This is a genomic window from Campylobacter sp. JMF_06 NA1, assembly GCF_027737785.1.
GTDB lineage: Bacteria > Campylobacterota > Campylobacteria > Campylobacterales > Campylobacteraceae > Campylobacter_B.
Genome location: NZ_JAOVUA010000004.1, coordinates 113,853 through 132,021 on the forward strand (window position 1 = coordinate 113,853; position 18,169 = coordinate 132,021).

The following is an 18,169-nucleotide window of genomic DNA, read 5'->3' on the forward strand; positions in this document are numbered from 1 at the left end:
AAATATTCTATTAGTTAAATTACACTTTTTAGATAAATTTAATATTTTATTTATCCGAATTGCGCTAAATTTCGACGAATTTTTGGAGGTTGAAATTTGAAATTTTTAGAGCAATTTAGCATTATTTTAGGAATTTCTCTGTGCGCTGAAATTTTATCCAAACTTATCCCGCTTAGCATACCGGCTAGTATTTATGGGCTGATACTTATGCTTTTGGCTTTGATTTTTAGGGTGGTTAAAATCTCGCAAATCAGGGAGAGCGCGTCGTTTTTTATGCAGATAATGCCTGTGATTTTTATCCCGGCAGGGGCTGCTATCATCGTAGCTGGCGATGTTTTGATGGCGAATTTTTGGGCAATAATCGTGATTGTGGTGATTTCTACGATTTTGGTAATGGGTGCTAGCGGATTTGTAACGCAGATTTATTACGAAAAAACGCTAGAAAAAGAGCGCAAAAAGCTCTACGAGGACGAAAAATGAGAGAGATACTCATAAATTCGGCGTTTTTTGGCGTTTTTTTGTGTTTGATTTCGTTTCAGGCTGGAATTTATCTGAAAAAACGCTTCAAACTAGCGATTTTCAACCCGCTTTTGGTGGGGACGATTTTGACGGTTTTGACGCTGGTGCTAGTGGATATCCCATACGATAAATTTAACGCCAGTGCCGCGCATGTGAGCTTTTTTCTCACGCCGATTACGGTGTGTTTGGCAGTGCCATTATACGAGCAACTCTCGCTCTTGCGCAAAAATTTCGTTGCGATTTTTGCGGGGCTGTTTTCGGGCGTGCTGGCTGGGACTTGCAGTATTTACGCGCTGGCTTTGATTTTTGGCATAGATCATGCGCTCTATGTGACACTGCTACCCAAATCCGTAACCGCGCCCATTGGCATGGGCATTAGCGAGAGTTTGGGCGGAATCGTAAATTTGACCATGGCGTGCATAATCGCAACGGGGATTTTAGGAAATATATTTGGAGAGGCGATTTTAAGGCTATTTCGCATAAAAAAATCCGTAGCAAAGGGGATTGCGCTTGGGTGCGCAAGTCATGCTATGGGGACAGCAAAAGCCCTTGAAATCGGAGATATCGAGGGCGCAATGGCGTCTTTGGCGATGGCTGTAACTGGGCTTTTTACCGTGGTTGGGGCCAGTATTTTTGCAAACTTTATTTAAGGAAATTTTATGGTAATCACAATCGCTAGACAAACAGGGGCAGGCGGGCGCGAACTAGCCCAAAAATTGGCAGCTAGGCTAGGATATACTTACCTCGAAAAGGCCGATTTGCTCAAACGAGCTGATTCTTTGGGGTGCTTTGAGATGATGTATGAATTCTACAACGAAATGCCCATAAATATGCTCTTGCACGCCATTTCGCACAATGAAATCGCAAACGAAGAGAAGCGCGAACGCATAGCCAAAATTTATCGCCAAATCGCACATGACGGAAATATCATAATTTTGGGGCGTTGCGCTGGGTATTTTTTGCGCAGTAGGGGGGATTTGCTGCGTGTGTTTTTGCGCGCTGAGGACGAGTTTAAACTCGCTCGCCTTGCTAGCGAAACTAAGGGCGATGTCAGGGAGTTTATGGAAAACTCAGACGCTGGCAGAGCGAGCTTTCATAGGTATTACACGAACGAAATTTGGGGCGCGTCGCAAAACTACGATATCTGCATAAACACATCGTTTTGCGGTGTCGATGGCGCGGCGCAAATCGTGGAAAATTTGATTAAATTTAAAGAAAATTTGAGCGATAAATGATTTAAATTTTCAAAACTTATAGCGCGTAGTATAAAATTTTATACAATCAATTTTGAGAGAATTTATTAAAAATTTTGCTTTCAAAATTGATTGATATTGATAAAAGTTATTGACTTATATTCTAAATTTCGTTAAAATACCCCGATTTTTCGCTATTTTCAAAATCACTGTATTTTTGATAAGCAAAATTTACAAATTTTATCCACGGGGGAAATTTATGGATTTTCTAAAAGACTATATTGATTATATAATTATTTCTATTTTGGTTTTTATGAGCTTTTTGGTCGTTTGGTTTAGCATAGAGCGGGTGCTGTTTTACAGAAGAGTATCGCCAAAAGACTACAAAAGCAAGGCACTGTATGAGGAGGCGCTGAGCAAAAATCTCACCGCGCTTTATATTGTGTATTCTAACGCCCCGTATATCGGGCTTTTGGGCACTGTGGCTGGCATTATGATTACATTTTATGACATGGGTGCTAGTGCCAATATCGACGCGAAAGCTATCATGCAAGGCCTCTCTCTCGCGCTCAAAGCCACTGCGCTGGGGCTTTTGGTCGCTGTGCCTACGCTGATGATTTACAACTGCTTTTTGCGCAAAGTCGATGTCATGCTCAATCGCTACGAGGGCTAAAATGCGACTACCTAGGAAAGAGGGGCTAAATATCGTCCCATTTATCGATATTATGCTGGTTTTGCTAGCGATCACGCTTAGCGTTTCGACCTTCATCGCACAAGGGTTAATCAAGGTCGATTTGCCAAGTGCTAAAAGCGCGCAAAGCCCAAGCGAAGAGAAGAAAATCACCATTAAAATCGACGAGCACTCGCAAATTTTCATCGATGATATTGCCGTGGATAGCGAGGCTTTGAAGTCAAATTTAGAGCATTTGCAAAAGCATGATTTGATTGTTTTAGAAAATGATAAAAACTCCAAATTCGAGGCTTTCGTCATCGTAATTGACGCACTCAAAGAGCTAAATCACGAAAATTTCGCAATTGTGACGAAAAAAGATGAATAGTGCAATAGGATTTTTTACTTCGCTGATTTTGCATATTGCCTTGCTTTGCTACGCTTTTGCGAATTTCAGGGCGCCAAATTTGATGCAAGATGAAGCTCTAAGCGTGATTAGAATCGAAAATTTCGTCGCTTTGAGTGATACTGCGCCCGAAAATGTGGAAAATTTAGCCGAGCAAAATTCACAGCCTGAACCTGAACCTGAACCTGTTTCTGAGCCAGAGCCTACGCCTGAGCGAGAACCTGTTTCTGAACCAGAGCCTACGCCAGAGCCAGAGCCTGCCCCTGCGCCCGAACCGCTCCCTAAACCTGAGCCAAAACCAAAACCAAAACCAAAAAAAATCGCAAAAGAAAAGGCTGTAAAAAAGAATTTTGATAGCAACAAAACAGGCGCAAATTTGCCAAATTTAGCCCAAACTAATGCTAGCGCAGGCGCGCCAAAAGCGGGCATGGCAAACATACAAGGCAATGCCAAGAGCGATAATATCGGCGGCGTGATACAAAAAATCATCGCAGCCTACGCGCAAAAAAGCTACCCAAAAAGCGCGAAAATGCGTAGGCAAACTGGCGTGGTAAAGGCTGAGTTTCAATATCTGCCAGGTGGCGTGGTGCAGGGCGCTAGAATAGTATCTAGCTCTGGTGTGGAGGCACTAGATGAGGCTGTATTACGGGCGATAGAGCGCACGAAATCGAAATTTCCGCCCACGACAAGCGCGCGAACTTTTGTCGTAAATGTGCGCTTTGTGCTGAAATAAATTTCAAAATTTTGCAAATTTAGCGACTTTAAATTTTAAATTTGTAGATTGCCACGCTCGTTTCACTCGCTCGCAATGACAGATTAAGAAAAATTTGCCAGCCATTGTCATTGCGAGCTTTCGCAGAAAGCGAAGCAATCTACGAGATTAAATTTACGATTGATTTTTATGTTATTATAAGTAAAGCTTTGCAAAGCAAAGAAGCTTTATTTAAATGATTATTAAATTATTTTATCTTTTTTTGTGGGCAAGGACGCCAACCTTACGATACTCTCTTTTAAAAAATTGGTTTTATTAAATTTTGTTATCAAAAAATTGAATACCTTTTTGGTAAATTATCAATATTTATATTTTTTTGTAAAAAATATTTCTTTACTTCCTTATATATTTCATCACTATATAGATAAATCATAAAATATCTAATTGATAACGGCGAACCGATTGCAGTTTTAGCCGGATTATCAATTTGAATAGATGAAAAAATTTCAAATCCTTTTAAACTCTTATTCAAAAATATATAAAAGAAAAATCTTATAAAAATATATGAAAAACAAAAAGATACAGATAAACTAACAATTAATATAGGTTTGTAGAATAAAAATACAACCAACATAATCATAAAATACATAGTGACAATATTTTGTTTGTGATTGCTTACATCACAACAAGTAAAAAATGGTTTTGCCATTTTATTTTCTACAATTTCACATCGCCTTTTTAATTTCCCATAATCATAAAATTCAATATATCTATTTGTAAATTTAATTTTATGGTGTGAAAAATGCGTTTTTTGAAACATAAAAATAATACTTATCCAGCAAATCGGAAAAAGAATAAGCCAAATATCTAAATTACCGCTATTTGCTAGATATAATTTTTCAAATAAATTATAAAAAATCCCACTAATCATTAAAGACGGCACAAATAACGAAAATACAAAAAATTCTTCATAGCTTTGTATTATCAATGGATTTTCATCATAATCCCTAAAATTTGGATCGGTTTGTTTTTTATTTTCTAGCCATTGTTGATATTTAGCTTCTTTTTCTTTTGCTTGTTGAATTTTCATTTCGGCTTTTTTAGTCATTTGCTCTGCTTTTTCTCGCATTATTTTTTCATTATCCAAATTTAATCCTTTTTATAAAATCCCGGTCAATATCTGTGATACTGAATTTATCAAATTTTACAAATTCAACCCCGCTTAATCAAATGTAAAATTTAGTAAATCACATTTGAGAGATAAAGTCCATTTGGTGGGGCTGGTATGCGGGTGAGGGCGTGGGAGAGGTCTAGGGGGCGATTTGATTTGAGCGAGGCAAGGGCGTTTGCTAGCATTAATCGCACTTGTGCGCGTAAAAAGCCGTTTGCGACGAAATTTACCACGCTGAGATTTCCGTGCGAATACGCGCGCGCTACGAAAATTTCACGAACCGGGCTTTTTATCTCGCTTCCAACCTTCATAAACTCGCTAAAATCGTGTTCTCCGATAAATTTCGCAAGAATCAAATTTAGCTTTTCAATTTCAAATTTGGGCATAAAAATTTGAAAATCGCTTAGAAATGGGTTAAATTCGCCGTGGTTGATGATGTATCGATACGCCCTAGCTTTGGCGCTGTATCTTGGGTGAAATTCATCGCTTACCACGCGCAGGTCGCGCACGAAAATGTATGGCGCGCAGTGGCGATTGATAAGCTCTTTAAGGCGCGGCAAGCTTTGGTAGAGTTCGCATTTGATCGTGCTTGTTTGGCGCAGGGCATGCACGCCCTTGTCGGTGCGAGAGCTAGTGGTGAGCGCGCCAAAAATCCCGACCCTACCTAGCGCGATTTTGAGCGCGTCCTCGACGCTACGACCATGTGGCTGGGACTGCGAGCCACAAAATCGCGCGCCGTTATAAGCGTAGGTAAGAAGTAAATTTTGCATTTTAATATCGCGGTTTGATTTTGAAGTTATAATAAATCCAAGATAGGATAAATGTCAGCGCAAATGTAACGCTAATGGCGATTTGTGGGCGTTTGGCTAGTATCATAATCAGCGCAAAATAGCTAAAAAGCACCCCAAAAATCCCAGCGTAAATAAAGCCCTTTTCGTAGCGGTAAGTTACGATTCCAAAGCTTAGCGCAAAAAGCACGCTTGCTAGCGGAAATAGCGAAACAAGCACATAAATGCTGAAATCTTTTTTGCGTTTGTCGTTTTTGCGCATTTCGCGCCAGTATCCTAGCACATCGCTTCCTGTGCGGATATTGCTCTTAGAAAGTGTGCGTATGATAAGCTCGTCAAACTCAGTAATATGCCACTCATCGCTATCCACGGTGTAGATTTTGCCATCGCGTAAAAGCGCGGAAAAGCTTTGATTTTCGCTTACAAACTCGCCTTTTTTGGCGATGATTATGCGCTCATCTTCGCCTTTTTTGCCGTGGTTGTAAAATACTAAATTTTTGTAAATTTTGCCGTTTTCGCCCTCGTCTTCGCCCTCGATGAAAACCATCCACTCCGAAAATTTCTGCCCAAATTCGCTAGCTTTGATATTTAGCGTGGCGCTGACTTTTTTGTAGTCGATGAAATTGTCTTTGAGATTTTCGGCGATTGGCATCATCACAAGCGAAATAAAGAGCAAAAGAACCGAAAAAATCGCCGCAATCACGCCAAAAAACACAGCGATTTTGCGCGTAACATAACCGATAGTAAAAAGCACGATTGTCTCGTTTTCTTTCGAAAGGCGGAAAAGCGCCATGCTAAGGGCGACAAAAAAGGCAATCGGCACGGTGAAAATGAGAATTCGTGGTAGCATGAAAAGGTAGAGTTTGATTAGCTCTATCAAATTTATCTCGATAAAAGAGGTAATGCGCGCAATCTGCAAGAAAAACACAATCGACATAATGATAAAAAGCGTGCTAAATAGCGATGCAAACGAGCTTATGAAGTTGCTAAATAGGTATTTTTGAACTCTATCCATAAATCATTTCCAAAAGCTCTAAAATTTGAGCTTTGAATAAAATCGTAAGCAAAAGCCCAGCTGATAAAAACGGCACAAACGGCAGTTCGTAGCCTTTTTTGTTGGCGATTGCGTATGCTGGCAGGGTCAAAATAGCGCCGATATAAATCGCGATTCCGCCGAGCTTCCAGCCCAAAATCGCGCCGATGATTATGGCGATAAAAATATCGGCTGAGCCCATGGCTTCGCGCTTTAAGACCTTTGTGATGATGAGGCGAAGCGCGAAAAACGCTAGTCCATACCCAGCGGCTGGATACAGCAAGCTAATGTCAAAATCATAAAGCAAAGGATAGATTAGGCTTATCGCGGTAGCTGTGAAAAGTAGGCTATCTGGCACGGCCTTGAACTCGAAATCGATTGCCGAAAGTGCTAGTAAAAGTATGAAAAGTAGCGCTAAAATGGCGGCTTTGATGATATCTGGCTCGCAGATATACGCGCTTGCGGCTAGCGCACCAGCTAGAAATTCCACGATTGGATAGCGGATAGAGATTTTTTCCTTGCAAAATGCGCATTTTCCGCCCAAAAACAGCCACGAAAACAGCGGGACATTGTGGTAAAATTTCAGCGGAGTGCCACATTTAGGGCAGTGCGAAGCAGGGAAGTTGATACTCTCGCCACGCGGAAGCCTGTGGATTAAGACATTGCTAAACGAGCCGACACAGATGCCAAAAAGGGCGAAAATCGCCATGTAAAGGTAGTATTCCATAAAAATCCATTATTAAATTGATAAATTTTGCAAACGACTATTTTACAATTTTTTGGCTAAATTTTGGGCAAATTCGGGAGTGAATTTGCAAATTTAGGCTTAAAATTTTTTAGACCACTTTGCGTAAAATCGGAATTTTTGAGAGTATAAACGCCAAAAGTGCAGAAATCGCAAAAATTGCCAAGCTTAAAAGTGGAACCATTATTATAGGATTTGCGCTTATTGTCGTAATTTGCATTTTTTGAACGATAAAATCTAAAATCGCAACATGAATAAGATAAATTCCAAAACTTAATGCCGAAAGTTTTGTTATAAGCTTTGCAAATTTGCTGTTATTTTGGAATTTTGCAAATAAATTTTTAAAGAAAATAAAAACGCCGAAACTAGTTAGCATGGTGCTTAAAATTTTATAACCATAGAAAAAATCCTTTTTCTTTTCGTGGTGCAGGGCAAATTCTGAATTTACATAGGTGGCAAAAATTAGTCCAATAATGGCAAAAATGTAAAAAATAGTTCTAGTTCTTTTAGAAATTTCAAAATTTGCAAAATAAAATCCAGCTAAAAAATATATCAAATAACCACTGAATTCAGGGACATTTGAACGAAAATATAGAGTTTTATTTATAAAAAATTTCAAAAATATATTGATAAAATCATAACCACAACAAAAAATCGCTAAAACAATGAGCAAAAGTTCAAAATCTTTTTTACTTAAATTTCGCACCAAAACTTGTAAAAATGTAGCCAAAAAATAAAGTCCGATTATCATATATAAAAACCAAAGGTGATATTTTGTGTTTTCAAATAAAAATCTGCCTAATCTAACTGGATTTGTGTCAAATTTGCCGCTTAAAAACATATCAAAATATAGATAAAAAATACTCCAAACGATAAGTGTAACGGATAGTCTAAAAATATTTTTCTTTAAAATTCGGTTGAAATTTTCGCTCACGCTTTCACTATATCTCTTAAAATCTAGCAAAAACATACCGCTAACCATGACAAAAACAGGCACACACCAACGAACTAATCCGTCGTAAAAATTAAAAACCTGCCACTGGAAAGTATCTGGCTTAAAAGCATACCATTTATGTGCAGCTACATGCAAAAATATAACCGCAAAAATCGCAATAACTCTTAAAAAATCAGGATAAAAAACCCTTTGCGGTGTGTGTGTGTGTGTGTCAGAAACGCCGTGAGATTGCGAAGTGGTAGAAATTTTTAAATCTTGCAAAATTTGTGCGTTTTTCTCATTTTGTGGCATTATAGTCCCCCAAATCTGCGGTTTTTGTTTTTAAATTCGCTGATGATTTGCGATAATTCTGCGTTAGAAAACTCAGGCCACAAAGTATCGCTAAAAGCTAGTTCAGCGTAACTTGCCTGCCAAAGCAAGAAGTTTGAAATGCGTTTTTCACCACCTGTGCGGATTAGCAAATCCACATCGCCACTGCGCGAGGTATCTAGGTGCGCTGAAATTTCGCTCTCGCTAAATTCGCCCCCAGAGCGTGAAATTTCACGACACGCTCGCACGATTTCATCACGCGCGCCGTAATTTATCGCCAAATTTAGATTTAAATTCGCACAATTTTGCGTAAAATTTTGCAAATCATAAATTTTGCTTTTCAAATCATCGCTAAATTTCGCTATATCGCCGACGGCTTTGAAATTTATCCCATTTGCCAAAAAACTCTCTTTTTTATCAACCAAAAATTTCGCCAAAAGCTTCATCAAAAACTCAACTTCGCTTTTAGGTCGCTTCCAATTTTCGGTGCTAAATGCGTAAAGAGTTAGATTTGGGATTTTTTCTTTTATACAAAATTCGCAGACACTCTGCACGACCTGCGCGCCCACTTCGTGCCCGCCAGTGCGCAGAAGGGCGCGTTTTTTAGCCCAGCGCCCATTGCCGTCCATAATGATTGCTAAATGGTTTAATTGATTCACGATTTAGATTTTTTTAAGTTCGTTTGCTAGTTTTAGCGCGATTTCATCTTTGCTCGCAGTGTCTAGCTCGGTAATAAAATCGTTTGTCAAAAGCGTGATTCTCGTGACATCGCCACCTAGTTTTACCACATCATCTAGCGTATTTAGGCACACTGCGTCGAGATTTTTCTCATCTAGCATGCGTTTTGCTTCGTTTAGTGCGGTCTCTTTGTCGGTTTCGAGCTTGAAGCCGATTTTTTTGATATTTGCATGCACTGAGCTTAGGATATCATCGGTCTTGCCAAGGCGCAGGTTCCATACATCGCCGATTTCTGTCTTTTTGACCTTGCCTTTGTAACGGACTTTTGGAGTGTAGTCGCTAACAGCTGCTGCCATTATCAGGTATGAGCCATCAGGGAATTTCGTGCTATCAAGGGCTGATTTTAGGCCGATTGTGCTCTCAAAAATCGTAAGTTTATAAGGCAAATTTGGATAATCCACGCTCGAAATCAGCGTTACATTTGCGCCTAGATAATAAAATGCGTCCGCGATTGCCTTTGAGGTTTTTCCGCTAGAAAAATTTGTAATTCCGCGGATATTGTCGATTTTCTCGGTTGTTGGACCGCCTGTGATGACGACATTTTTGCCTTCCCAAAATTTATCCTTATGGATTGCGCGTTTTACGGTTTGAAGTATCGCCTCTGTGGTCGCAAGGCCGCCTTTGCCCTTTTCGCCACAAGCTAGCATTTTTTCGATAGGCTCGACAAACAAGGCTTTGACATTGCTTTTTAAAATTTCAATGCAGTTTTGGGTTATGTTGTTTTCAAGTAGCGCAGGATTGGCTGCTGGTGCGATTACGACCTTGGCTTTGGCGAAGGCTGCGTTTATGGTTTGTAAAAATACATTATCGCAAACTCCCCAAGCAAGCTTGTTTATCGTATTTGCCGTAGCAGGAGCGATTAAGACTAAATCTACTTTTGAGTAGTTTATGTGATTTACCCCTTTTTGCCAGTCTTCGTTGCCGCTGCATAGCACAGGGTGATCGCACAAAGCCTCGAAAGCCTTGTAGCTCACAAACTCGCTCGCACCCTCGCTAAGTGCGACATAAACATCGAAATTCGCCTTTTTAAGCGCAGAGAGAATTTCAAACGCTTTATAAAAACTAATGCTTCCACAAACTGCTAGTAAAATTTTCTTCTTACTCATTGTTGCTCCTAAAAAATTTATAGAAAAATTCAGCTTTGTTTGTTTGTTTTGATCTAGCTATCGCTAGTGCGCCATTTGGGACATCTGAGACGATAGTTGAGCCCGCTGCTATGATGACATCATCGCCGACTTTGACTGGGGCTACGAACTGCGTATCGGAGCCTACGAAGACATTTTTTCCGATTATGGTTTTGTATTTTTTCTTGCCGTCATAATTGCAAGTAATCGTGCCGCAGCCGATATTTGTGCCGCTACCAATCTCGCAATCTCCAAGATAGCTTAAATGGCCTGCTTTGATATTATTAACCTTTGCGTTTTTTAGCTCGACAAAATTTCCGATATGAGTGCCCACAATCTCGCATTTTGGGCGTATGTGCGCCATAGGGCCTAGGTCTGAATTTTTGATAAGTGAGCTTTCGACTACGCTTGAACTTTTGATTATAGAGTTTTCGATCACGCACTCTCCGATAATGCTGACATTTTCTTGCAACTCGCACTCGCCGATAAATTTCGCCCTGCAATCTATATAAATCGTGCTAGGAAGGCGCATTAGCACGCCAGCTTTCATTAAGCGCTCTTTTATGCGATTTTGCATAATTTCCTCAGCCACGCTTAGCGCAAATTTATCATTTATGCCCATGAAATTTTGCTCATCAACCCACACAGCAGAGCATTTTAGCCCCATATCCTTGGCGATTTTTATGCTATCTGTGAGGTAATACTCTTTTTGGGCGTTGTTTGGTGTGATTTGAGGCAGTATTTTTTCTAGCACCTTTGTATCGAAGCAGTAGCACCCAGCATTTGCGTCGCAAACTAGCTTTTCTTCCTCGCTAGCGTCCTTTTGCTCGACGATTTTTAAAATTTCGCCATCTTTTGTGATAACCCTGCCATATCCAAATGGATCTTTTGCACGAAATACGCTTAGGGCGACATCTGCGTCGCTACTGCAAAGCGAGCGCAAATCCGCGCTGTCGATTAGTGGCATATCGCCGCATACGATTAGAGTTTTTTGGCTATCAAATTTGATATCTTTTAGTGCGCCTGCGGTGCCTGGGAAGTTTTCGTGGTCTTGTTTGTAAATTTTGGTGTTTGGATACTCGCTCAAAACTGCCTCTTTGACACGATCAAATTGATAGTGCAAAATCACGCTCACATCATCGCTAATCTCATACGCGCGCTCTAAAACATGGCTTAACATCGACTTTCCGCAAAGCTCAAATAGGACTTTTGGGCGGTCTGACTTCATACGCGTGCCAAAACCAGCGGCTAGAATTACTACTGAAATTTCACTCATAATTTTCCTAAAAAATAAAAATTTAGGGATTTTATCACAGCAAAGATTAATAAAAGATTACTTTTGCGGGCTGAAATTTTAAAATTTATCGCTAAAAAAAATTGTAATTTAAATTTAAACTCAAATTTTATAAAATCCTTAGAATTTTTAAAATTTTGGGGCAAATTTTGACAAAACTTATCATCGTTACATTTATTTGGGCGTTTAGCTTTTCGCTGATTGGCGAGTTTTTGCGCGGGATTGATAGTGCGTATTTGGCGCTTTCGCGCGTGGCTTTGGCGTTTGTGTGCTTCGTGCCGTTTATGAAATTTAAAGGTGTAAATTTGCGCCTAGCAGGGCAAATTTGCGCGATCGGCGCAGTGCAAATCGGCATAATGTATATTTTTTATTACAAAAGTTTTGCGTATCTCAAAGTCTATGAAGTGGCGCTTTTTACGATATTTACGCCATTTTATGTGACGCTGATATATGACGCGTTTGCTAGGCGTTTTCGCTCGCTTTATCTGCTTAGCGTCTCATTTGCGGTTTTGGGGGCGTTTGTGATTAAATTTAATGGCATAAATTCTGAGTTTTTAACTGGATTTTTGTTGATTCAAGGGGCGAATTTGTGCTTTGGCGCAGGTCAGAGCGCGTATAAATACCTCTGCGAAAGCAAGGGTCTTGGCGAGCAAAAAGAGCTTTTTGGCTATTTTTTCCTAGGCGCGGTGATTGCTTGCGCGCTTGTGGCGGCGCTTTTTGGAAACGCGGCGAAATTTAATCCAAACGCAGAGCAGGTTGCAATCATAATTTTTATGGGCGTGGTAAGTTCCGCGCTTTGCTATTTTTTGTGGAACAAAGGCGCTTGTGAAGTCGATGCTGGCGTGCTTGCGATTATGAATAACGCTCTAATTCCAGCCGCGATTATCGTAAATTTAGCCCTTTGGCACAAGGACGCTGAGCTTGGTAAATTCCTAATCGGTAGCGTAATAATCGCATTTTCACTAATCCTACACAAAAAAATAATGAAATTTTACGCAAAAGCCTAAATTTGGTTAGTTTTGATTAGCTTTTGTAAAATTTAGAGATAGAAATTGTAATTAAAATTTCGCAAAATTTCATTAGGTTTAAATTTGTTCGCTAAAATTGCGGATTTGAATTTAAAAAAAAGTTGGAGAAGATGAAAAAAATAGTCAAAATTTTAGTTATTTTAGCCCTGATTTTGGGCGGATATTTCGCGTATAAAAAATTTGGCGCAAAAGATGAAGCCCCAAAAATCCTAACCACAAAAATGCAAAAAGGCAATATCCGTGGCACCGTGACAGCCACTGGCGAGGTTTATGCGCAAGAATTAGTCGATGTGGGTGCGCAAGTAGGCGGTCAGATCAAAAAGCTCTATGTCAAAGTCGGCGATGTGGTCAAGGCTGGCGATATGATAGCCCAAATCGACTCAGTTACCCAAGAAAACAATATCGCCAAGGAAAAGGCGCAGTTAAATATCTATGAGGCAAATTTGGTTTCAGCCAAAATCGCTAGCGATAACGCACAGACGCAGTATAATCGCGAGCTTAAACTCTACAAAGCAAACGCGACCTCGAAAGAAGCCCTAGAAAACGCCAAAAACAATCTCGCTGCAAAAGAGGCAGCCAAAAAACAGATCGAAGCGCAAATCGAGCAGACAAAACTCTCTTTAAGCACAGCTGAGACAAATTTAGGCTACACCAAAATCACAGCCCCTACTGGCGGAACAATCGTATCGGTGCCGGTAGAAGAGGGCAAAACCGTAAATGCCAACCAAACCACGCCAACAATCGCAAAAATCGCGGATTTAAGCAAAATGGAGATAAAAATGGAAGTCGCCGAGGGCGATATTTCTAAAATCAGCGTCGGCACGCCGGTAGAATACTATATTCTCTCAAATCTCAACGATGTGCGCCAAGCCCATGTCTCTCACATAGATCCAGGTTTAACAACGCTAAGTGATGGCAGCTACGACAAGGCTAGCACGAGCGTGAGCTCATCAAAAAGTGCTGTTTATTTTTATGTCAAATCCTTAATCGACAATAGAGATAATTACCTAAAAATCGGCATGACGACAGAGTGTGAAATCATCGTAAATCACGCAGAAGACACAAACTATCTGCCAACTTCTGTGATTAAACGCGATGAAAATGGGGATTATGTCATGGTAAAAAGGGGTTTTGGCTCAGAGAAAACCTATATCAAAAAGGGTATTAGCGATGATTTAAATACCGAAATTTTGGGCGGTTTGAGCGATGATGATGAGATTATCATCGCAGATGGTTCAAACGCCAATCAAATCGGCGATGGCAGAGGCGGACGCGCTCCTAGAATGAGATTTTAAAATTTAAAATTTAGCCATGATAAAGTTAGAAAATATAAATAAAAAATTCAAACTCGGCGACGATGAGGTTCATATCCTAAAAGATATAAATTTGCATATAAAAGCCGGCGAATTCGTATCAATCATCGGTCAAAGCGGTAGCGGAAAATCCACGCTGATGAATATCATCGGCTGTATTGATACACCAACTAACGGAAGCTATAAAATCGATGATAAAGAGGTTGCTAAGCTTAGTTCAGATGAGCTTGCAAGCCTTAGAAGCAAGAAATTTGGCTTTGTTTTTCAAAAATACAATCTCATCGCCTCAATCGACGCTACCGAAAATGTCGCCCTACCAGCTGTGTATGCAGGCGTGCCATCTCATGCTAGGATTAAGCGCGCAATAGAGCTTTTAGAAGGTTTAGAGCTAGGCGATCGCACGAAAAATTTGCCAAACAAACTCTCAGGCGGACAGCAGCAACGCGTCTCTATCGCAAGAGCTCTCATAAATGGTGGCGAGATAATCCTGGCTGACGAGCCAACAGGCGCGCTTGATAGCAAATCTGGCGTCATGGTAATGGAGATTTTAAAAAAACTCCACGAAGAAGGTCATACCATAATCGTCGTAACCCACGATAGCAATGTCGCCTCAATCGCAGATAGGATTGTCGAGATTAAAGATGGTCAAATTTTAAGCGATAATGTCAAAGTGGGGCGCACTTTTGATTTGCATAAAGAAAAGCTAGAAAAAGAAAACTCGCTTTTCTCCGCCAAAGATCAGTTTATAGAGAGCTTTAAAATGTCGGTCAGCGCGATATTTTCGCATAAGTTGCGCTCGATTTTGACAATGCTTGGAATTATAATCGGAATTGCCTCAGTTATCTGCGTCGTTGCCCTAGGAAACGGCTCAGAGGAGAGGATTTTATCAAATATCCGCTCGATTGGCACAAATACCATTAGCGTCTATCCTGGGCGAAATTTTGGCGATATTAGAGCAGGCGGGATAAATACTCTAACCAAAAACGACTCCCTAGCATTAGCGCACCAGCCTTATGTGGATTATTCTACGCCAAACTCACGCACAAGCGGAACGCTAACTTACGCTAGTATGAGTGCGACGGGGCAGGTTTTTGGCGGTGATGTAAATTCGCTCGCAGTCAGCGGAATAGATGTGGTAGAGGGGCGAAATTTCAACGAAGATGATATAAAATATTCAAATTCTGTCATCATCATCGATCAAAACACCAAAAAAACGCTATTTAAAGGCGTGGAACCACTTGGAAATACGATTTTATTCAACGGCAGGGCTTTACGCATAATCGGCATAGCTGGCGAGGATAAAAACGCCTTTGGCAGTAGCGAGAGTTTGCGTGTGTATGCGCCATATACGACCGTGATCGATAAAATTTCAGGCGATAGGCAGATTAGCTCAATCACGGTCAAAATCAAAGACGATGTCAGCACCGCAATGGCTGAGGAGAGTATCACACAGCTACTAATCCAACGCCACGGCACTAGGGACTTTCATACGCGAAATTCAGATACGATTAAGCAAACGATAGAGAGCACGACAGGCACGATGAAAATTTTAATCGGCTCAATCGCCTTTATTTCGCTAATCGTGGGCGGAATCGGCGTAATGAATATCATGCTAGTCTCAGTTACCGAGCGCACCAGAGAGATCGGAATCCGCATGGCAATCGGTGCCAAAGAGGGCAATATCTTGCAACAATTCCTAATCGAGGCGATTTTGCTATGCTGGTTCGGCGGAATTTTGGGAATTTTGTTTGCGCTTTTAATCGGATTTAGTTTTAACTCGCTAAGTCCTGATTTTTCGATGAAATTTACCATTGCGCCGATAATCGTATCCTTTGCGGCTTCATCTGCTATCGGGATAATTTTTGGGTATTTGCCAGCAAGAAGTGCAAGCAAACTAAACCCAATCGACGCATTAGCACAGGAGTAGAAATGAAATTTAATATATTTGTAAGCGCAGTTTTTGTGGTGTTTTTTGGCGGGTGTGCCGCGATAAATAGCAACCTTGATTACGAAGTGCAAGATAGCTTTATAGACGAAAACGAAACCTATGAAATCGCGCAGGATTGGTATAAGGGATACAATCAGCCATATTTAAATGCCCTTGTTGATGAGGCTTTGGCGAAAAACTACGATTTGCGCGCAGCAGCGTTAAATTTAGAGCGCGCGTATGCGAATTTAGGCCTTAGCAAAGAGGATTTATTCCCTACGCTTGGGGCTTCGTGGGGGGCTGGCGCAAACCGCGATATCAGCAGAAGTGATGAGTGGAGCAAGACTTATAGCTCTGGCTTTAATGTCAGTTATGAGCTAGATCTTTTTGGGCGGATCCGCTCGAACATAAATGCTAGCGAGTGGGACGCGAGTGCGAGTGTGTTTGACTTGCAAAATGCCCGTTTGACACTGATAAATTCGGTCGTGAGCGGGTATTTTGAGATGCTTTATCTAAACGACGCGCTAAAATGGACGAAGCAAAATTTAAAAGATTATGCGCAAATCGAGCAAATCGTCAAGGCAAAATATGATTATGGCAGATCCGAGCTCATCGAATACAAGCAGGTGCAAAACAGCATTTTGAATCTAAAAAACCGCGTTTTGGAAATCGAGAAAAATATCGAGGATAACCGCAAATTTATGCGTGATTTAATCTCGCCTGATTTGGAGTTTCGCGCAGATTTGCCAAGCATTGAGAGCGTGAAATTTTTAGGCGCAGACCTTAGTGTGCCTTACACTGCTTTGCATAATCGCCCAGACATTAGAGCTGCGATTTCTAGGCTAAATGCGGCGTTTTATGACCACAGACGCGCAAGGCTAAATTTCTTCCCGCGCGTAAATTTGGGCGCAGGGTTAAATTCAGCTAATACAGATAAATTTAGCGATGGATTTGATTTGAAATTTTTGAGCGGAAATGTCAGCATTAGTCTGCCGTTTTTGGACTATGGACGGCTAAAATCGCAGTTAAGGATAGCTGAGGTGGATTTTTACGCTTACCGAAATTCTTACGAAAAAACCCTAAGTGGCGCAGTAAATGAGACGCTAAATTTGTATAGAATTTACGAAATCAACCGCGCAAGGCTTGCAAATTTAGCCGATACTTACAAAACGGCTAGTGAAATCGAGCGAATTTACCGCGTCAAATACGATGCAGGTGCTAGCGAACTAAAAGATTTTTTGGAGGCTAGATCGAGTGCGATTTCGGCGCGAATAAATCTACTTGCGCAAAGATATGCGAGTATGCAAAATGAAATTTCGATTTACCGCGCTATGGCTGGTAAATTTCGCCAAAAATTTTAAATTTTAAAATTTGTTTAGCATTGAAAAATTTAGTTTTTCAATGCTTTTTAAGTAAAATTTTTGTAAAATCCACACCTTAAATTTTTTAAAAAAGGAAGAATATGAAAAGAACATATCAACCACACAACACCCCTAGAAAGCGCACACACGGCTTTCGTGTAAGAATGAAAACAAAAAATGGACGCAAAGTTATCAACGCAAGACGCGCCAAAGGTAGAGCAAGATTGGCTGCGTAGGTAGTTTCGCTCCGATAAGCGAAAATCAGGTTTTTTCAGAAGTTTATAAAAGTGCTGCGAAATGGCACTGTGATTGCGCTGTCGTGTATTTTATGGACGGCGAGCGCAGGTTTAGTGCGATAGCTAGTAAAAAGATTGGAAATGCGGTTAAGCGAAATCGCACCAAACGCCTGCTAAGAGCGGCGTTTTATAATCAGCAAAATTTATTAAAAGATGGCACTTTTATCATTATCGCAAAAAAACAGATTGAAAACATGAGTTTTAAAGAGATAGAGCGAAGTTTGCGTTGGGCTTTTAAAAAGATTGGTTCGATAAAATGAGAAATTTTTGTGTTTTTTTGATTAAATTTTACAGAGCCTTCATTTCACCTCTTTTACCTGCGAGTTGTCGCTACTATCCCACATGCTCTACTTACGCGCTCTATCAGTTTAAATTTAACCACCCCTTACACGCATTTTTTGCTACATTAATTAGAATTTTAAAGTGCAACCCTTTTTTCAAGGGCGGAATAGATCACCCTATCATCAAGCATAATTTTAAATTTAATTTTTTTTGGGCATGCAAAAACAGTGCTTTGGGCGTAAAACCAAAAATTTGGTTTATACCATATTCAAAAAATCAGTATTATATAATATTTAGGAGATAAT

21 protein-coding genes are annotated in these 18,169 nt (G+C 40.3%); 13 read left to right on the forward strand and 8 right to left on the reverse strand.

What is annotated here, in order from left to right; all coding sequences use genetic code 11:
- Nucleotides 1-96 precede the first annotated feature (96 nt).
- The 6 genes from OFO07_RS05780 to OFO07_RS05805 all read left to right on the forward strand — a co-directional run bounded on the left by OFO07_RS05780 (nt 97) and on the right by OFO07_RS05805 (nt 3,521).
- Nucleotides 97-480, forward strand: coding sequence for a CidA/LrgA family protein (locus OFO07_RS05780; protein WP_270861882.1), 384 nt, complete (start codon nt 97-99; stop codon nt 478-480).
- Nucleotides 477-1,169, forward strand: a complete 693-nt coding sequence (locus OFO07_RS05785) for an LrgB family protein (protein ID WP_270871270.1) — start codon at nt 477-479, stop codon at nt 1,167-1,169. Before OFO07_RS05780 ends, OFO07_RS05785 begins: the two co-directional genes overlap by 4 nt.
- 9 nt (nt 1,170-1,178) lie before the next feature.
- A complete protein-coding gene (locus OFO07_RS05790; protein WP_270871271.1) occupies nt 1,179-1,754 on the forward strand; it encodes a cytidylate kinase-like family protein in 576 nt (191 codons plus the stop codon).
- A gap of 217 nt (nt 1,755-1,971) precedes the next feature.
- Nucleotides 1,972-2,385, forward strand: coding sequence for a TonB-system energizer ExbB (gene exbB / locus OFO07_RS05795; protein ID WP_270859086.1), 414 nt, complete (start codon nt 1,972-1,974; stop codon nt 2,383-2,385).
- A 1-nt stretch (nt 2,386) separates the two neighbouring features.
- Nucleotides 2,387-2,770, forward strand: a complete 384-nt coding sequence (gene exbD / locus OFO07_RS05800) for a TonB system transport protein ExbD (protein WP_270871272.1) — start codon at nt 2,387-2,389, stop codon at nt 2,768-2,770.
- Nucleotides 2,763-3,521: an energy transducer TonB gene (locus OFO07_RS05805; RefSeq protein WP_270871273.1), complete on the forward strand. Its 759-nt coding sequence runs from the start codon at nt 2,763-2,765 to the stop codon at nt 3,519-3,521. The genes exbD and OFO07_RS05805 overlap by 8 nt, the downstream gene beginning before the upstream one ends.
- A gap of 307 nt (nt 3,522-3,828) precedes the next feature.
- Here the strand turns inward: OFO07_RS05805 and OFO07_RS05810 are convergent, their stop codons facing one another.
- The 8 genes from OFO07_RS05810 to glmU form a co-directional block, all read right to left on the reverse strand.
- Nucleotides 3,829-4,647 carry a hypothetical protein gene (locus OFO07_RS05810; RefSeq protein ID WP_270861877.1) on the reverse strand — a complete coding sequence of 273 codons (819 nt, stop codon included), beginning with the start codon at nt 4,645-4,647 and terminating at the stop codon, nt 3,829-3,831.
- 92 nt (nt 4,648-4,739) lie between these two features.
- The gene (gene truA / locus OFO07_RS05815; protein ID WP_270871274.1) at nt 4,740-5,441 is read right to left on the reverse strand and encodes a tRNA pseudouridine(38-40) synthase TruA; all 702 of its coding nucleotides are present in this window, start codon (nt 5,439-5,441) and stop codon (nt 4,740-4,742) included.
- 1 nt (nt 5,442) lies between these two features.
- Nucleotides 5,443-6,474 carry an LptF/LptG family permease gene (locus OFO07_RS05820; protein WP_270871275.1) on the reverse strand — a complete coding sequence of 344 codons (1,032 nt, stop codon included), beginning with the start codon at nt 6,472-6,474 and terminating at the stop codon, nt 5,443-5,445.
- Nucleotides 6,467-7,219, reverse strand: a complete 753-nt coding sequence (locus tag OFO07_RS05825) for a prepilin peptidase (RefSeq protein ID WP_270871276.1) — start codon at nt 7,217-7,219, stop codon at nt 6,467-6,469. Before OFO07_RS05825 ends, OFO07_RS05820 begins: the two co-directional genes overlap by 8 nt.
- A gap of 109 nt (nt 7,220-7,328) precedes the next feature.
- A complete protein-coding gene (locus tag OFO07_RS05830; protein ID WP_270871277.1) occupies nt 7,329-8,483 on the reverse strand; it encodes an acyltransferase in 1,155 nt (384 codons plus the stop codon).
- Nucleotides 8,483-9,160, reverse strand: a complete 678-nt coding sequence (gene uppS / locus OFO07_RS05835; protein ID WP_270871278.1) for a polyprenyl diphosphate synthase — start codon at nt 9,158-9,160, stop codon at nt 8,483-8,485. The genes OFO07_RS05830 and uppS overlap by 1 nt, the downstream gene beginning before the upstream one ends.
- 3 nt (nt 9,161-9,163) lie before the next feature.
- Nucleotides 9,164-10,345: a bifunctional phosphopantothenoylcysteine decarboxylase/phosphopantothenate--cysteine ligase CoaBC gene (coaBC, locus tag OFO07_RS05840; RefSeq protein WP_270859075.1), complete on the reverse strand. Its 1,182-nt coding sequence runs from the start codon at nt 10,343-10,345 to the stop codon at nt 9,164-9,166.
- A complete protein-coding gene (gene glmU, locus OFO07_RS05845; protein ID WP_270871279.1) occupies nt 10,338-11,639 on the reverse strand; it encodes a bifunctional UDP-N-acetylglucosamine diphosphorylase/glucosamine-1-phosphate N-acetyltransferase GlmU in 1,302 nt (433 codons plus the stop codon). The genes coaBC and glmU overlap by 8 nt, the downstream gene beginning before the upstream one ends.
- A gap of 167 nt (nt 11,640-11,806) precedes the next feature.
- Between glmU and OFO07_RS05850 the strand changes: the two genes are divergently transcribed.
- The 7 genes from OFO07_RS05850 to yidD all read left to right on the forward strand — a co-directional run bounded on the left by OFO07_RS05850 (nt 11,807) and on the right by yidD (nt 18,168).
- Nucleotides 11,807-12,664, forward strand: coding sequence for an EamA family transporter (locus tag OFO07_RS05850; protein WP_270868319.1), 858 nt, complete (start codon nt 11,807-11,809; stop codon nt 12,662-12,664).
- A 131-nt stretch (nt 12,665-12,795) separates the two neighbouring features.
- Complete coding sequence (locus OFO07_RS05855) at nt 12,796-13,980, forward strand: efflux RND transporter periplasmic adaptor subunit (protein ID WP_270871280.1); 1,185 nt, start codon at nt 12,796-12,798, stop codon at nt 13,978-13,980.
- A gap of 16 nt (nt 13,981-13,996) precedes the next feature.
- Entirely contained in the window at nt 13,997-15,925 is a 1,929-nt protein-coding gene (locus OFO07_RS05860) for a MacB family efflux pump subunit (RefSeq protein ID WP_270871281.1), read from the forward strand.
- A 2-nt stretch (nt 15,926-15,927) separates the two neighbouring features.
- The gene (locus OFO07_RS05865; RefSeq protein WP_270871282.1) at nt 15,928-17,286 is read left to right on the forward strand and encodes a TolC family protein; all 1,359 of its coding nucleotides are present in this window, start codon (nt 15,928-15,930) and stop codon (nt 17,284-17,286) included.
- A gap of 101 nt (nt 17,287-17,387) precedes the next feature.
- Nucleotides 17,388-17,522: a 50S ribosomal protein L34 gene (gene rpmH, locus OFO07_RS05870; protein WP_270859069.1), complete on the forward strand. Its 135-nt coding sequence runs from the start codon at nt 17,388-17,390 to the stop codon at nt 17,520-17,522.
- Nucleotides 17,523-17,536: 14 nt separating this feature from the next.
- Entirely contained in the window at nt 17,537-17,842 is a 306-nt protein-coding gene (gene rnpA, locus OFO07_RS05875) for a ribonuclease P protein component (RefSeq protein WP_270859218.1), read from the forward strand.
- Nucleotides 17,839-18,168 carry a membrane protein insertion efficiency factor YidD gene (gene yidD / locus OFO07_RS05880; protein WP_270859068.1) on the forward strand — a complete coding sequence of 110 codons (330 nt, stop codon included), beginning with the start codon at nt 17,839-17,841 and terminating at the stop codon, nt 18,166-18,168. The genes rnpA and yidD overlap by 4 nt, the downstream gene beginning before the upstream one ends.
- Nucleotide 18,169: the final 1 nt, after the last annotated feature.

Excerpts from the sequence above, each read along its gene's own strand:
- OFO07_RS05785 (WP_270871270.1), top strand. The coding sequence starts at position 477 with ATGAGAGAGATACTCATAAATTCGGCGTTTTTTGGCGTTTTTTTGTGT.
- OFO07_RS05790 (WP_270871271.1), top strand. The coding sequence starts at position 1,179 with ATGGTAATCACAATCGCTAGACAAACAGGGGCAGGCGGGCGCGAACTA.
- exbB (WP_270859086.1), top strand. The coding sequence starts at position 1,972 with ATGGATTTTCTAAAAGACTATATTGATTATATAATTATTTCTATTTTG.
- exbD (WP_270871272.1), top strand. The coding sequence starts at position 2,387 with ATGCGACTACCTAGGAAAGAGGGGCTAAATATCGTCCCATTTATCGAT.
- OFO07_RS05805 (WP_270871273.1), top strand. The coding sequence starts at position 2,763 with ATGAATAGTGCAATAGGATTTTTTACTTCGCTGATTTTGCATATTGCC.
- truA (WP_270871274.1), bottom strand. The coding sequence starts at position 5,441 with ATGCAAAATTTACTTCTTACCTACGCTTATAACGGCGCGCGATTTTGT.
- OFO07_RS05820 (WP_270871275.1), bottom strand. The coding sequence starts at position 6,474 with ATGGATAGAGTTCAAAAATACCTATTTAGCAACTTCATAAGCTCGTTT.
- OFO07_RS05825 (WP_270871276.1), bottom strand. The coding sequence starts at position 7,219 with ATGGAATACTACCTTTACATGGCGATTTTCGCCCTTTTTGGCATCTGT.
- OFO07_RS05830 (WP_270871277.1), bottom strand. The coding sequence starts at position 8,483 with ATGCCACAAAATGAGAAAAACGCACAAATTTTGCAAGATTTAAAAATT.
- coaBC (WP_270859075.1), bottom strand. The coding sequence starts at position 10,345 with ATGAGTAAGAAGAAAATTTTACTAGCAGTTTGTGGAAGCATTAGTTTT.
- glmU (WP_270871279.1), bottom strand. The coding sequence starts at position 11,639 with ATGAGTGAAATTTCAGTAGTAATTCTAGCCGCTGGTTTTGGCACGCGT.
- OFO07_RS05855 (WP_270871280.1), top strand. The coding sequence starts at position 12,796 with ATGAAAAAAATAGTCAAAATTTTAGTTATTTTAGCCCTGATTTTGGGC.
- OFO07_RS05860 (WP_270871281.1), top strand. The coding sequence starts at position 13,997 with ATGATAAAGTTAGAAAATATAAATAAAAAATTCAAACTCGGCGACGAT.
- OFO07_RS05865 (WP_270871282.1), top strand. The coding sequence starts at position 15,928 with ATGAAATTTAATATATTTGTAAGCGCAGTTTTTGTGGTGTTTTTTGGC.
- rpmH (WP_270859069.1), top strand. The coding sequence starts at position 17,388 with ATGAAAAGAACATATCAACCACACAACACCCCTAGAAAGCGCACACAC.
- yidD (WP_270859068.1), top strand. The coding sequence starts at position 17,839 with ATGAGAAATTTTTGTGTTTTTTTGATTAAATTTTACAGAGCCTTCATT.